Source organism: Streptomyces sp. AN091965 (assembly GCF_022698285.1).
GTDB lineage: Bacteria > Actinomycetota > Actinomycetes > Streptomycetales > Streptomycetaceae > Streptomyces.
Genome location: NZ_JALDMY010000001.1, coordinates 227,782 through 240,098, shown reverse-complemented (window position 1 = coordinate 240,098; position 12,317 = coordinate 227,782). Strand labels below are relative to the sequence as shown.

Here is a 12,317-nt window from a genome sequence, read left to right as displayed (position 1 = left end):
GCAAGCATCGGGCAGCACCGGAAAAGGAGTGCAGACGGAGACTCTTCAGTTAGGCAGTTCGGGGCCGGCCGTGTCCCGGTTCGCGTTCGGGGCTATGACGTTCGGTGGTGACACGGACGAGGTGGCGGCCCACGTGATGCTCGATGTGTACGTCAATGCAGGCGGCACGCTGATCGATACGGCCGACAACTATGGGAGCGGCACGTCGGAGCGCATCGTCGGCCGGCGGCTGAGCGCCCGGCCGGGCGTGCGCGAGCGCGTCCTGATCGCGACCAAGGGCCGCTTCGGATACCCCGGCGCGAGCCTGACGCCGACTCATCCCCGCCCCGGCGTTCGAGCGGGGTGAGCGCGGTACTCACCGCCCGGCGGGCACCGCTTCCACGGCGCCGCGCGGGCTCCGCTCCTCCGCGTCGGCCAGCCAGAAGAACACGGCCGGCAGGACGAGTTCGATCACCGTCAGTGCGATCTGGAACCACTGCGGCCAGCCGTGCACGGCCAGGGAGAGCAGTCGCCCCACGCCGCCCAGCAGGAAGACGCCGGCCAGCCACCGCACCGCCCGCGCCGGGATCGGGCGCTGCCGCGCGGCCCAGAGCCAGGCCAGTCCGTAACCGGCGAACACGGCTCCCATGAACCGGCCCCAGCTGTCGACCGTCGTACCGGCCGAACCGGCGCCGGGGATCGCCGCGTTGCCCAGTGCCACGTGGAACAGGCCGATCGCCACACCGGCCCAGCCCATCAGCTGTGCGAGTAGGCGCAGAGCCCTGGCCATGGTCCCTCCCCGTCATCCCGACAGACCTTGGTAGACATGCGTCCACTACAGTGAAGGTCTAGTAGACACATGTCAACTAAGCTGCGCTCATGCCTCCCCGCCGACGACTCACGCCCGCCGACCGCCGCGCCCAGCTCCTCGCCGTCGGCGCCCACCTCTTCGCCGCACACCCCTACTCCGACGTACTGATGGAGGACGTGGCCGAACAGGCCGGTGTCTCGCGGGCCCTGCTGTATCGTCACTTCCCCAGCAAGCACGCCCTCTTCGCAGCCGTCTACCAGCAGGCGGCGGACCAGCTGCTCGCCCGGACCCGGATCGACCCGGCCGACTCCCTGGTGGAGCAACTCGTCCAGGGAATGGACGTCCATCTCGACTACTTCGTGGCCAACCGCCACGCCGTCCTCGCCGCGAACCGGGTCCTCGCGGGCGACCCCGTGATCCAGACGATCATGACGAACGAACTGGACGCGCTCCGTGCCCGGCTGCTCGCCGTACTCCCCCTCGCGCACGAGGACGCCCGCGAGGCCGTGTCCGATGTCCTGAAGAGCTGGCTGGTCTTCGTCCAGGTCCTCTGCGTCGACTGGCTCACCCGCGAGACCTGCACCCGCACCCAGCTGCGCGACATCTGCGTCGGCGCGGTCCTCGGCGCCCTGCGGCCACTGCTGGCAGAAGACCCCGCCCCCCACTGGCCGTCGCGCGGGTCCGGCACGGCTGCCCAGGCCCGGCCCGCTGAATGAGGAACCGGCGCTCGCGGCCGCGCGAGGCCCACGACGGTGGTGCGATCCCGGCGGCTCGCAGGCGCGGGGGAGGGGATCGTGCGGGCTGCTACTGCTGCCGGGCCGTGGCCCGCCAGGTCAGGTCCTCGGCGGGGAGCCTGCCGGTGTCGGGTAAACGGGCCACCGACGAGCCCGCTGGATAGATCACGAAACCGCACGGGAGTACTAGGGGAAGCTGCCCGATACCGCGGACATCCAGCTCAACACCGCAGCGTGCAGCACAGCATCGAACGGCTTCGTGCTGGCTGTGGTCGCGGCTCTCCCTGCCGGTGATGCGGCTGCTGTCCGACACCCACCGCCCGGCGACCGAGGAGGTGGCCGCCGCTGCGGCCCAGCCCTCCCTATGAGCGATCCGCTGTCTGCTCCTCGGCGGCGTCTGTGCCCGGTGGCGGAGGACCGTCCGGCGCGGGCCACTGCCGTACAGCGGCACCGCCTCGAAGACGTCCTCCTGCTGCATGTTGGCGAGGGCGTCGGCGCGGCTGTACGTGGTGTCGGTGAGCTGGGAGTCCGGGGCCCAGCGGCCCTCTTCGTTGCGGCGGGCCCGGGAGACGCAGGCGCGCTTGAGGTCGTTGTTGGCGCCCACGTGCAGGCTGTGGGAGCGCACTGGCAGCCCGCCGATGAAGGCTTTCCAGGCGGCGACGCGGGCGGCGAAGCACAGGTAGGGCCGGTCTGAGTAGAACCGCCAGGCGGCGTTCTTCGCGGTGGTGGTCTTGGTCTTGGCGACCCGCACCCAAACCCCGGGCCGTGGCCCGGTGGTCACCGGGCGCAGGTCGGCGATCTCGATGCCGCGCAGCAGCAGCCGGTAGCCGACGGCGAGCGCGGCCGCGTCCCGGCGCCTGATGCGGGTGGTCCCGTTGATGGTGTCGAGGACGGGCAGCAGGTGCTCCAGGGTGAGCGCGGCGGCCTGGTTGCTCAGCCCGGCCGGGTAACGGCAGAGATCACGCCGTCAGGCGGGGCCGCCTACGGGGCGGGCCGGGGCGCGTCGGCCATGGCCGTGACGGACCTAGTGGTCACGTGGATCGGCGGCTCGGGAGGACGGCTCGTCCCCCTGCGGCCTTGTCTTCGATGCCCTGTCGGCCGGTCAGAGTGGCAGGAAGACCGCCTCCAGGGTATGGGCGGCGTCCATGGTGACGTTGACCTGGGAGCTGGGGTTGTACTGGGCGCCGTCGTAGATCCAGGCGGCGAGCCGGTACCCCTGCTGCGGGCGGGCCGTGACGCCGACGACTGCGCCGGGTGCGTACGGCCCGAAGACCGCGGGGCGCACGCTGCCGCCCTCGCTGGCGCGCAGGGTGAGGGCGTATCGGGTCCGGGGCGTGCTCAGGGCGCGGTAGCCGGCCACGATCGGGGTGGACAGGCGGGCAAGTGCGGCGTTGTTGTTGTTCCGGTCGCCCAAGGGCTGGCCGTTGACGGTGTTCTCGGTGTTGGAGTACTGGTTCACCGCCGTGCAGGCCTTGAAGCAGGACGAGGAGTACGCCATGAGGGTGTGAAACTCCTCGTTCGGGGTGATCCAGCCTGTCCCGGAGGGGGTGTTGAGCATATTGCGCCAGCTGCCGTCTGGGACCTGCTGTTCCAGGGTGCGGCGGTCGTGGAACAGGCCGAGGTTGTGGCCGATCTCGTGGCCGAGGTTGTACCAGCCGGTGAGCGACTTCAGATCGACGACGGAGAAGGCGTCGTTGGAGTCGAAGTTCCCGAGCGTGGGCAGGCTACCCTGGCCGGAGGACTGCCCGGGCTTGACGCTGTTGACGACCGTGACCAGGTCCACCCCGTAGCGGCGGCGCAGGGAGGCGGCGGGCGCGCCGAGCTCTCCGTTCGCCGGGTCGGACAGCTTCTCGTGCATGACGGACGAGGTGTTGTCGCCCGTGTAGCGGGTGTTGTAGGTCCTGATGATGTCGATGCTGGCGGCGACGTTGCTGTCGGCCAGGGCCTCGTTCATCTTCCGCTCGGCCCAGTTGATCGTGTTGATGACCTGCTGCTCGCCGCCGGCCGCGGCCACGGCCCTCGGTGTGTAGCCCGCGATGATGTCGATGACCACCGGGTTGGCGGGCGTGGCGGGCGCCCGTCCCTGAAGCTTCTTGCGAGTCCCCGACGGCGGCGCGGCGACCGTCCCGGGGAGCAGCTCGTCGGGCGCCCTGTGCGGACGGTGGTCCGGGTCCTCCTCGGTGGCGCGCACCCGGGGCTTGTCGCCCGGGAGGGAGACCAGCCGGTAGACGCGCTCGCCGAGGTCGGCGAGGACCTCAACGACGAGGGTGCCCGGGGGCGTGCGGTCGGTGCTGCAGATCCCGCGCATGGACAGGACGACGCTGTTGTCGGGCTTGCCCTTGACGTGCCCGCTCCAGGTCAGCGTGCCCTCGGCCTCATCGATGCCGTCTTCGACCGCGGTGATGTGGACGTCGTCGAAGAAGACGAAGGTGTGCTCGCGCGGCGCACCGAACGGTGCCGGTGTGCACAGGTCGCGGAACGCGTCTACCCGGAGAGGGAAGGTGCGCTCGCGTAGCACCTCCGTGCCCTCGGCCGGTGCGGTGGGAGCGCGTTGGGGCAGCGGGGAGGCCGAGACGCTGGCGGCCGTGAGCGGCAGCGCGGTGAGGGCGGCAGCGCAGACGGCGATCAGGCTGGCGTGGCGGGGGCGGCCGGGAGTGGTCATGCATACAACAGACGCATGCCCGGATCGGACAGATGTCCGACACGCCTGCACGCCCGAGCGGATCACCCGCCCGCCACGCCATGATCCCCGTGAAGTACGCATGCACTGTCACCCCGCAGGGCACACTTCAGTCCTGCCGATGGACCGGTGTCGGCCCTGCGCCCGGACGCTCCTGTGGAACTGGAGCAGCTGGTCGCCCGGCTCCTGGCCAAGGACCCCGCCCGGCGGCCGGACAGCGCCGATGAGGTCTATGACCTCCTCGACGAGATCAACGACCGCTGCTTCGGCGACACGTCGCCCATACCCAGCCGTGGTGCCGACATCACGTCCGAGGTCTGGCTCTCCCCGCGCGAAGCCACCGACGGGGCGGTCATCCCCATGCGTATGACCGCCCGTGAGACCTGCCCCGACTGCGCCACCACAGGAGACGAGACGAAGGTGCTGGGCTGCTCCACCTGCAGAGGGGAGGGCAGGGTCGTCTCGAAGCGGCACACCTACAAGGTCCGCGTCCCCGCCGGCGTCAAGGACGGGCAGAAGATCCGGCTTCGGGAGCTCGGAGCGCCGGGAAAGCACGGCGGAGCGCCCGGTGACCTGTACGTCACCGTGCACGTCACCTGATCTGCGGGAGGCGGCCAAGGCCAACGCGCCGGGCCCGCGCTGAACGAGGGGCAGAGGGGCGTCGGCGCAGAACCGCTCCCACACCCGCCACGACTTCACGTACGTGTCGAGCGTGTTGTCCGGCGTGATCTCCTTGGCCACCGCGTCGGCCAGGTCCTCGGCCTCGGCCAGGCGCCGGACGGCGTCGATGCCGTGCCGCTCGGCCCACCGCTCGATCAGCGCCTGGCGCTCGGCGGCGGGCGGGGATATGAGCGCGGGCTGGGGCTGAGGTCACGCAGGCGTCGGGGGGCACCGCAGCAGGCTCCGGCGGAAGGCGGCCATCTCCGCCTCGTGCGCGGCGTCGCGATGCTTCCAGGTTCCGCCAGCGCGCCGTGTCGAGGTCGGGATGCCGACGGAAGGGCAGGGTGACCAGCCACAGGCCGGTCCAGTGCCGGTCCTTGATGTCGAGGATCTCGCGAGAGCCGTCGTCATAGCGGAACGCCTCGCGCAGTGGCTCGAACCGTTGCGCCAGCGTCATCTCCAGGCACAGCGCCGTCTGGCGTTCGATGTCGCGCTCCTTGTGGCGTTCCCTCACCTCCTCGATACGCGCTCGGAGGAACGCCTCCAGGGCGTCGACGTCGGCGAGGGTGAGCTCGCAGGTGTAGGGACACCGATGTAAGTCCGCGACCAGGCACGATGAGCGACCCGACAGAGCCCCTGCCCGAGCTGGTGGAGATCAGATCCCTTGTGCCCTCTCGGGGAAACACCCGGTGCACCACTGCTGTCCCTCTTCGAGAATGTGGTCACCGCGCACTTTCCGCTTCTGCCCCAGGACATGGATGCCATCCTCAGGGCCATCACTGCAGGACAGACGCTGAGAATCGTTCTCGACCGGACCGACGGCCTGGTGCACGACGCGCTCGTCCTCACGGAGGCCCGCAGTTCGTACACGTTCACTGCCAATCCACATCCTGGGCTCCTTCTGCCACGTCAGACGATAGTGAGTTTCGTCGGTGCGATGCCCTGCGTTTCGTCGGTGCCCCATCAGGGAGCGGTGGGTGCGGGGCACGGTGACCTCCAGGGAGGGCCCATCGCCCGGTCCGGGTGACCGGGCGGACACCGCACGGCCCCAGCCGCCGTGGGGGAGGGCGGCGGCCGGGGACGCACGGAGAGCGCCGGTCAGTCCTGCGGGAGGCGGCGTGCGTAGGAGAAGACGCAGTCGCTGTACTGGCTGCGCTGGATGCACAGGATTTGCGCGCTGGCTGCCAACACCCGTGCGACTGGGGCGGGCCATAGTGAGGGCGGGCCGTGTGCGGGGGCTGATCAGCCCCCGCACACGGCGATGCCGTTCGCTCGCGGAACGGCGGAATCCGCCACCGAAGAAGGGACACCGTTCCATGCGCACTACTCGTTCGCTGTTCGTCGCGTCCTTGGCCCTGACCGCCGCGCTCGGCACCGTACCGCTCGCGGCGGCGTCCTCCGCCCCGGCGCCCAAGGCCCCGCATGGGTACAACTGCAACACTGGCTACTTCTGTATCTACAGCGGCTGGAACGGCAGTGGTGAGCGCTGCATCTGGGCGAGCAACCAGCGCGCCAACACCGCCGACGACTGCGGCTTCATCCAGCGCGGCGCGAACGTGCTCTCGGTGGCCAACAGCACCGGTCACAGGAAGCAGTACTACAAGGGCACGAACTACCAGGACCGCGTGGGCTCCACCCCCGCGGGAGGCTACGGAAACCTCCAGGGCAACTACCAGATCCGCTCCTTCAAGCCGCAGTAGCACCTCGCTCCGGGGCCGTCACGGCCGTCGGAGCACGCGTGCCCGACGATGCGCGCGGCCCGGGAGACGCGCGCATCGTCCGGGAGCCGGTCGACGGGGTGCTCGCCGCTGCCGGTGACGTCTACGTGGGCGCCGCCGACGGTGAGGTACCGGATCTGGAGGTCTTTGGGCCGGTCGGGCTCGGTGAAGGCGGAAGTGCGTACAGCGAAAGCCATGCCGGAAGTCCTCCCGGTGGTCACGAGGCCAGCAGGTGCTTGGCCGGGGGAGCGAAGTAGGTGTCGGGGCTGGGCTCGTAGCCCCGGGCGCAGGGGTCGCAGCAGCCTTGGGTGCGCAGCGGGAGGCAGAAGTAGTAGCGCCTGTTGCACGCCGGGCAGGTGGACCTCGCGGCCAGTCGCGGTTCGCGCCGCCGAAGACGTGCATGGCGCGTTCCACGAGGCCGATGAAGCCGGTTTCGGTGATGCCGACCGGTGGTTCCTCACCGCGGTTTTGCGGATGAATCAGCCCGCCCGAACGGTTCGAACAGTGGTCACTACTGTGAGGCGGATGACAGACGCGAGCCCGGATCCGGGGACCCCGGACCACCGCAGCGCCTCTCGGTACCTGTGGTGGCTGGTCACCAGTCAGCGCCGTCGGATCGCCGCCGGTGCGTTGTTCGGCAGTGCCTGAATGCTCTGCCTGGCACTGCCGCCCTACCTCCTGTCGCGCGCCATCGACGAGGGGCTCGAACCGGGGCGTTGGACCGCGCTCGTCGGCTGGGTCGCCGCGCTGGTGGGCGTCGGGGTGCTGAACGCGTGGCTGGCCATCATGCGGCACCGGACGATGACCAGGGTGCGGATCGACGCCTCGTTCCGTTCCGTGCAGGTGGTGGTCAGGCACGCGACCAGGCTGGGTGGGGCGCTGCCGCGCAAGGTCACCGCCGGGGAGGTCGTGACGATCGGGTTCGGCGACGTCGGTGTGATTGCCCAGACGCTGACCATCACGGGGCCGGGCATCGGGGCGGTCCTCGTCTATGTCGCCGTGGCCGCGTTGCTGCTGACCGTTTCACCATTGCTCGCCGTGGTGGTGCTGCTCGGCGTTCCGCTGCTCGCGGTGCTGGTCGGCCCGCTGCTGGGTCGGTTGCAGGGCATCGAAGCGGCCTACCGGGAGCAGCAGGGCGCACTTGCCGCGCGTTTCGGGGACATCGTCGGCGGGCTGCGCGTGCTCAACGGCATCGGTGGCAAGGAGGTGTACGCCGACCGGTACCGGCGCGGCTCGCAGGCGCTGCTTGCGGAGGGATACCGCGTCGGTACGGTGACCAGCTGGATCCAGGCCTTGGGCGTCGGCCTGCCCACCCTGTTCCTCGGGGCGGTGACCTGGCTGGCGGCCCGGATGGCCGCCCAAGGGGACATTACCGTCGGCGAGTTGGTTGCCGTGTATGGGTACACCGCGGTGCTGGTGGTGCCGGTCTCGTTCTTCATCGAGGGTGGCTACGACCTCACGCGCGGGCTGGTCGCCGCACGTCGGGTCGTACGGTTCCTGGCCCTGCAACCCGATGCCCCGGACAAGGAGCCCACCTCCAGGGGGCCCGAGGTCCCGGCCGTGCTCCGTGATCCGGAGACCAGGGTCGAGGTGGTGCCCGGCAGGATGATCGCGCTGGTCAGCGCCCGTCCCGCAGAGAGCGCGGCGGTCATCGACCGGCTCGGCCGGTTCGCAGGGTCGGCCGCGACCTGGGGCGAGATACGGCTGGACGAGATCGACCTGACGCAGGTACGCCAGCGGATCCTGGTCGCGGACAATGCGGCGGACCTGTTCGCCGGTCCGCTGCGCGAAGTGATCTGCGGCGACCGCGAGGTGGAGGAGGACACCATCGCCCGGGGCGTCCACGCGGCCGTGGCGCAGGACATCGTCCGCGGTCTGCCGCGCGGACTGGACTCGCCCGTCGAGGCGCAGGGCCGCAACCTCTCCGGAGGCCAGCGGCAGCGCGTCCGGCTGGTCCGGGCGCTGCTGGCCGACCCCGAGGTGCTCCTGGCGGTCGAACCGACATCGGCCCTGGACGCACACACCGAGGCGGCCGTCGCCACCCGTCTGCGTACCGCACGCTCCGGCCGCACCACGGTCGTCACCAGTACCTCGCCGCTCCTGCTGGACCAGGCGGACACCGTGCACTACCTGGTCGAGGGAGCAGTCGCCGCCGTCGGCACCCACCGCGAACTCCTGGACCGCCGGCCCGACTACCGCCACTTGGTCTCCCGGGGCACGGAAGACGAGGGCCCCGGCCGTACGGACGCTGAAACCACCGGGGAAACCCCGTCCCGCCAGGAGGCCGCACAATGACCACCCCCTCCTCCCTCCCCGTCGCCGAGCCGTCCCGGATACGACGCGCAGCCCTCCGGCTGGTCCGGCTCGACGGGCGGACCTTCGCCGTCATGCTCGGACTCAACGCCCTCGCAGCCGCCGCCGGACTCGTCGGCCCGTGGCTGCTCGGCCGCATCATCGACGAAGTCAGGGCCGGAGCCCCGGTGACCTCCGTGGACCGCCTCGCACTCGCCATCCTCGTCTTCGCGCTGGTGCAGCTCGTCCTGGTGCGTTACGCGAGTTACATCGGCCACCGCTTCGGCGAGCGGGCCCTGGCCCGCATCCGCGAACAGTTCACCGACCGGGCGCTCGCCCTGCCCGCCGCTGTGATCGAACGGGCCGGCACCGGCGACCTGATGACCCGCGGCACCACCGATGTCGCTGCGGTCGGCCACACGCTGCGCAGCGCCGGGCCGGAAATCCTCGTCGCCGGGGTCCAGGCGCTGTTCATCCTCGGCGCGGTCTTCCTGGTGGACCCGCTGCTCGGAGCGTGCGGGGTGGTGGGCCTGTTCGGCATCTGGTTCGCCTCCCGCTGGTACCTGCGCCGGGCTCTCACCGCCTACCTCGCCGAAGGAGCCGCCCACTCGGCGCTCGCGGAACAGCTCGCGGCCACCGCGACCGGCACTCGCACCATCGAAGCCTTCGGCCTCCAGCAGCAGCGCATCACCGCATGCCAGGAACAGATCGAGGCGTGCCGGGCCACCCGGAAGCGGACCCTGTTCCTACGCAGTGTCCTCTTCCCGGCATCTGCGGGCCCCTCCCGTCGGCGTTTGACCTGAACCTTGGTTGATGTATGAGAGTCGTGTCATCGAACGGCGAGACGAGGAGTTTGCGATGACACAGCCCAGGATCCTGGTGACCGGCGCGACGGGAAAGGTCGGCGGCGCGGTGGTGGCCCAGTTGCGTGCGGCGGGGGTGCCGGTGCGGGCGCTGGTGCGCGGGGAGGCGGAGTTCCCGGAGGGTGTGCAGACGGTGCGTGGGGATCTCGGTGATCCCGCGTCGTTGGGTGCGGCTCTGGAGGGTGTCGATGCGGTTTTCCTGGTGTGGCCGTTCCTGAGTGCTGACGGTGCGTCGGACGTGATCGACGTGATCGGGAAGCATGCTCGGCGGGTGGTGTACCTGTCGTCCGCCGGGGTTCAGGACAGGGGCGGGAAGGAGGAGGCGGGTGAGGCGATCACCATGTTCCACACGGAGCTGGAGCGGCTGGTCGAGGCATCGGGGCTGGAGTGGACGGCGCTGCGGCCCACCGGGTTCGCGGGCAACACGCTGGGCTGGGCGCAGGAGGTCCGTGCCACCGGTGCGGTGCGGGCGCCGCTGGCGGGGCTGGCCCGTCCGCTGATCCACGAGGCGGACATGGCCGCGGTCGCCGTCCAGGCGCTGACGACCGATGCCCTGCTCGGTGCCCGCCCTGTGATCACCGGTCCGGAACTGGTGACCCAGGAACGGCAGGTGGCGCTGATCGGGGAGGCGATCGGGCGGCCGGTACGGTTTGACGAGGTCACGCTGGAGGAGGCCGTGGAGCAGATGAAGGCCGCGGGCTACCCGGCGGAGCTGGTGGAGGCCGTGTTGCCGGCCCAGGCGAAGATGATCGACCATCCGGAGCCGGTCAACGACGAGGTGGAGCGCATCACGGGCACGCCGGCCCGGTCCTTCCGGGAGTGGGCGGTGGACCACGCGGCGGACTTCCGTTGAGAGAGGCGTCAATACGCGTTGGCGTAACCGGCGGAAGCGCCGGGTCCCGGCTCCGTCGCCCACGCGCTGGCCGCCGGGGCCGGGCCCTCCACTCAGGGAAGCCCGCAAGCGGTTGAACCGTGCAGGCCGGGAGGCCGTCTCGGGAGCCGGAGCCGTTCCGCCCGTGCACGATCCCCGCATCGCTCACCGACGCCGATCCGACCCACGGCGGCTCGGTGACGCACTCGCCAGGTTCCACGCGCAGCGGGCGCCTGCCCGTCGGACGAGTTCGTCACGCCCGAGATGCTCGACCTCCTCGGGGCTGCGTCACAGGGTGCGGCCCAGCTCACAAGGTCCCTCGTGACACAGGTGACCTCGGCAGGGGACTCGTGGGGCGAGGAACGTCGTGGCCGCCACGGCGACGAGGCCGTCCGGACCCCTGGTGCGGAGTCAGGACGACCTCGCTGTCCGTAGGGCGTTCGAGGCGTCGGTGATGTCAGAAGCGCACCGGCAGGCTGCTGAGCAAGGTGCCCTTGCCCGGCAGGTCGAAGTACTGGAGCTGATCGGGCTCGACCGCGAGCTCCATGCCCTGGTTCTGGATCAGGAACGTGTCGATGACGATCTCCGTCTCGAGCTCGGCGAGACCTGCGCCGGTGCAGTAGTGCGAGCCGCTGCCGAAGGCCAGGTGGCCGATGCCGGGGCCGAGGTCGCGGGCGACGTCGAGCCTCTGCGGGTCGCTGAACTGCTTCGGGTCGTGGTTGACGCCGACCAGGGAGGGAACGACAGGGTCCCCCCGCTTGACGGGGCAGCCGCGGAACTCGAAGTCCTCGGCCGCGTAGAGCGGTCCGCCGGTCGGCACGGACGTGGCGTAGCGGAACAGCTCCGGGACCGCGTGCTTGGCCAGCAGCTCCGGACGGGTGCGCAGCCTGGCGAGTTCGTCGGGGTGGCTGAGCAGGCTGAGGACCGCCTGGCCGAGGAAGTACGCGGGTGGCGCGATCCCCGTGTTGGTCAGGAGCAGGGAGATCGAGATGATCACGTCCTCGACCAGCAGATCCTGGTCCATGCCGCCCGGCTTGACCAGGACGGAGACCAGGTCATCGGTGGGCTCGGAGCGGCGGCGCGCGATGAGGTCCTTAAAGTACTCCACGATGCCGCGGACGGCCGGGACGAACCTCTCGGGGTCGTACGTGGCCAGCTCCATGATCCAGTCCTGGAGCTGCGGCCGGTCGGCCTCCTCGATGCCCATGAGCTCGCAGATGGAGGCTGTGGCGAGTGGGTAGCCGAGCTCCGAGATCAGATCACCCTCCCCCTTCGCCGACAGAGCGGCATGGAGGTCCGACGCCGTCCTCTCCAGGCCGGCGCGCAGCGCGTTGACGCGGCGGGCCGTGAAGGCGCGCGCGACCACGTTGCGCAGCCGGGTGTGCTCCTCGCCGTCGGAGAGGGTGAGGAGACCGAAGTACTTGAAGTACTCCCTGGGCATGCCGACCTGCTTGAGTATCTCGTCCGTCAGGCTCGGGCCCTCCGCACCCGGCAGCTTGGACTGGTCCCGGATGAATCGGGAGTCGTGGAGGATCTCCTTGCAGTCGTCGAAGCCCACGACGAACCAGACCGGAAGCTCGGCACCGTCGATGACGGTCCGAAGGAGGGGGCCTTGCTCGCGCAGCGGCCCGTACTCCGCGGGGTTGCTCACGGTCGCGTTCGTCAGCCTGCTGAACTGTTCCGACACGGTGCTTCTCTCTTCCTTGGGG

At 70.4% G+C, this 12,317-nt stretch carries 11 protein-coding genes and 2 pseudogenes; 8 read left to right on the top strand and 5 right to left on the bottom strand.

Going from position 1 to position 12,317, the window contains the following annotated elements:
* The first annotated feature begins 94 nt into the window (after positions 1-94).
* Entirely contained in the window at positions 95-346 is a 252-nt protein-coding gene (locus tag MQV74_RS00950; RefSeq protein WP_242714073.1) for an aldo/keto reductase, read from the top strand.
* A gap of 9 nt (positions 347-355) precedes the next feature.
* On the opposite strand, the gene MQV74_RS00945 is transcribed toward MQV74_RS00950, so the two are convergent.
* Positions 356-769, bottom strand: a complete 414-nt coding sequence (locus MQV74_RS00945; RefSeq protein WP_242714072.1) for a DUF4345 domain-containing protein — start codon at positions 767-769, stop codon at positions 356-358.
* 89 nt (positions 770-858) lie between these two features.
* Between MQV74_RS00945 and MQV74_RS00940 the strand changes: the two genes are divergently transcribed.
* Entirely contained in the window at positions 859-1,506 is a 648-nt protein-coding gene (locus tag MQV74_RS00940) for a TetR/AcrR family transcriptional regulator (RefSeq protein ID WP_242714071.1), read from the top strand.
* Between the two features lie 88 nt (positions 1,507-1,594).
* Here the strand turns inward: MQV74_RS00940 and MQV74_RS00935 are convergent, their stop codons facing one another.
* Both MQV74_RS00935 and MQV74_RS00930 read right to left on the bottom strand, forming a co-directional pair.
* Positions 1,595-2,275 (bottom strand): hypothetical protein, encoded by a 681-nt coding sequence (locus tag MQV74_RS00935; protein WP_242714070.1) that lies wholly within the window; start codon positions 2,273-2,275, stop codon positions 1,595-1,597.
* Positions 2,276-2,626: 351 nt separating this feature from the next.
* Positions 2,627-4,186: an InlB B-repeat-containing protein gene (locus tag MQV74_RS00930; protein ID WP_242714069.1), complete on the bottom strand. Its 1,560-nt coding sequence runs from the start codon at positions 4,184-4,186 to the stop codon at positions 2,627-2,629.
* Positions 4,187-4,360: 174 nt separating this feature from the next.
* Between MQV74_RS00930 and MQV74_RS00925 the strand changes: the two genes are divergently transcribed.
* From MQV74_RS00925 to MQV74_RS00915, 3 genes are all read left to right on the top strand, one after another.
* Positions 4,361-4,804: a DnaJ C-terminal domain-containing protein gene (locus MQV74_RS00925; RefSeq protein ID WP_242714068.1), complete on the top strand. Its 444-nt coding sequence runs from the start codon at positions 4,361-4,363 to the stop codon at positions 4,802-4,804.
* Positions 4,805-5,189: 385 nt separating this feature from the next.
* Entirely contained in the window at positions 5,190-5,462 is a 273-nt protein-coding gene (locus tag MQV74_RS00920; RefSeq protein ID WP_242714067.1) for a hypothetical protein, read from the top strand.
* A 718-nt stretch (positions 5,463-6,180) separates the two neighbouring features.
* On the top strand, positions 6,181-6,564 hold the full coding sequence (locus MQV74_RS00915; RefSeq protein ID WP_242714066.1) for a peptidase inhibitor family I36 protein: 384 nt from the start codon (positions 6,181-6,183) through the stop codon (positions 6,562-6,564).
* Here MQV74_RS00915 and MQV74_RS00910 read toward each other — a convergent pair.
* Entirely contained in the window at positions 6,534-6,779 is a 246-nt protein-coding gene (locus tag MQV74_RS00910; protein WP_242714065.1) for a hypothetical protein, read from the bottom strand. The genes MQV74_RS00915 and MQV74_RS00910 overlap by 31 nt on opposite strands.
* A 328-nt stretch (positions 6,780-7,107) precedes the next feature.
* Between MQV74_RS00910 and MQV74_RS00905 the strand changes: the two are divergent.
* The 3 genes and pseudogenes from MQV74_RS00905 (at position 7,108) to MQV74_RS00895 (ending at position 10,590) form a co-directional block, all read left to right on the top strand.
* Positions 7,108-8,877 (top strand): annotated as a pseudogene (locus tag MQV74_RS00905) (ABC transporter transmembrane domain-containing protein).
* Positions 8,874-9,644: pseudogene (locus MQV74_RS00900) on the top strand (ABC transporter transmembrane domain-containing protein); the annotation flags it as partial. The pseudogenes MQV74_RS00905 and MQV74_RS00900, both read left to right, overlap by 4 nt.
* 88 nt (positions 9,645-9,732) lie before the next feature.
* Positions 9,733-10,590 (top strand): NAD(P)H-binding protein, encoded by an 858-nt coding sequence (locus MQV74_RS00895; protein ID WP_242714064.1) that lies wholly within the window; start codon positions 9,733-9,735, stop codon positions 10,588-10,590.
* Positions 10,591-11,065: 475 nt separating this feature from the next.
* Here the strand turns inward: MQV74_RS00895 and MQV74_RS41055 are convergent, their stop codons facing one another.
* Positions 11,066-12,295 (bottom strand): cytochrome P450, encoded by a 1,230-nt coding sequence (locus MQV74_RS41055; protein WP_242714063.1) that lies wholly within the window; start codon positions 12,293-12,295, stop codon positions 11,066-11,068.
* Positions 12,296-12,317: the final 22 nt, after the last annotated feature.

Excerpts from the sequence above, each read along its gene's own strand:
- MQV74_RS00930 (WP_242714069.1), bottom strand. The coding sequence starts at position 4,186 with ATGACCACTCCCGGCCGCCCCCGCCACGCCAGCCTGATCGCCGTCTGC.
- MQV74_RS00910 (WP_242714065.1), bottom strand. The coding sequence starts at position 6,779 with ATGGCTTTCGCTGTACGCACTTCCGCCTTCACCGAGCCCGACCGGCCC.
- MQV74_RS00940 (WP_242714071.1), top strand. The coding sequence starts at position 859 with ATGCCTCCCCGCCGACGACTCACGCCCGCCGACCGCCGCGCCCAGCTC.
- MQV74_RS00915 (WP_242714066.1), top strand. The coding sequence starts at position 6,181 with ATGCGCACTACTCGTTCGCTGTTCGTCGCGTCCTTGGCCCTGACCGCC.
- MQV74_RS00945 (WP_242714072.1), bottom strand. The coding sequence starts at position 769 with ATGGCCAGGGCTCTGCGCCTACTCGCACAGCTGATGGGCTGGGCCGGT.
- MQV74_RS00920 (WP_242714067.1), top strand. The coding sequence starts at position 5,190 with ATGCCGACGGAAGGGCAGGGTGACCAGCCACAGGCCGGTCCAGTGCCG.
- MQV74_RS00950 (WP_242714073.1), top strand. The coding sequence starts at position 95 with ATGACGTTCGGTGGTGACACGGACGAGGTGGCGGCCCACGTGATGCTC.
- MQV74_RS00895 (WP_242714064.1), top strand. The coding sequence starts at position 9,733 with ATGACACAGCCCAGGATCCTGGTGACCGGCGCGACGGGAAAGGTCGGC.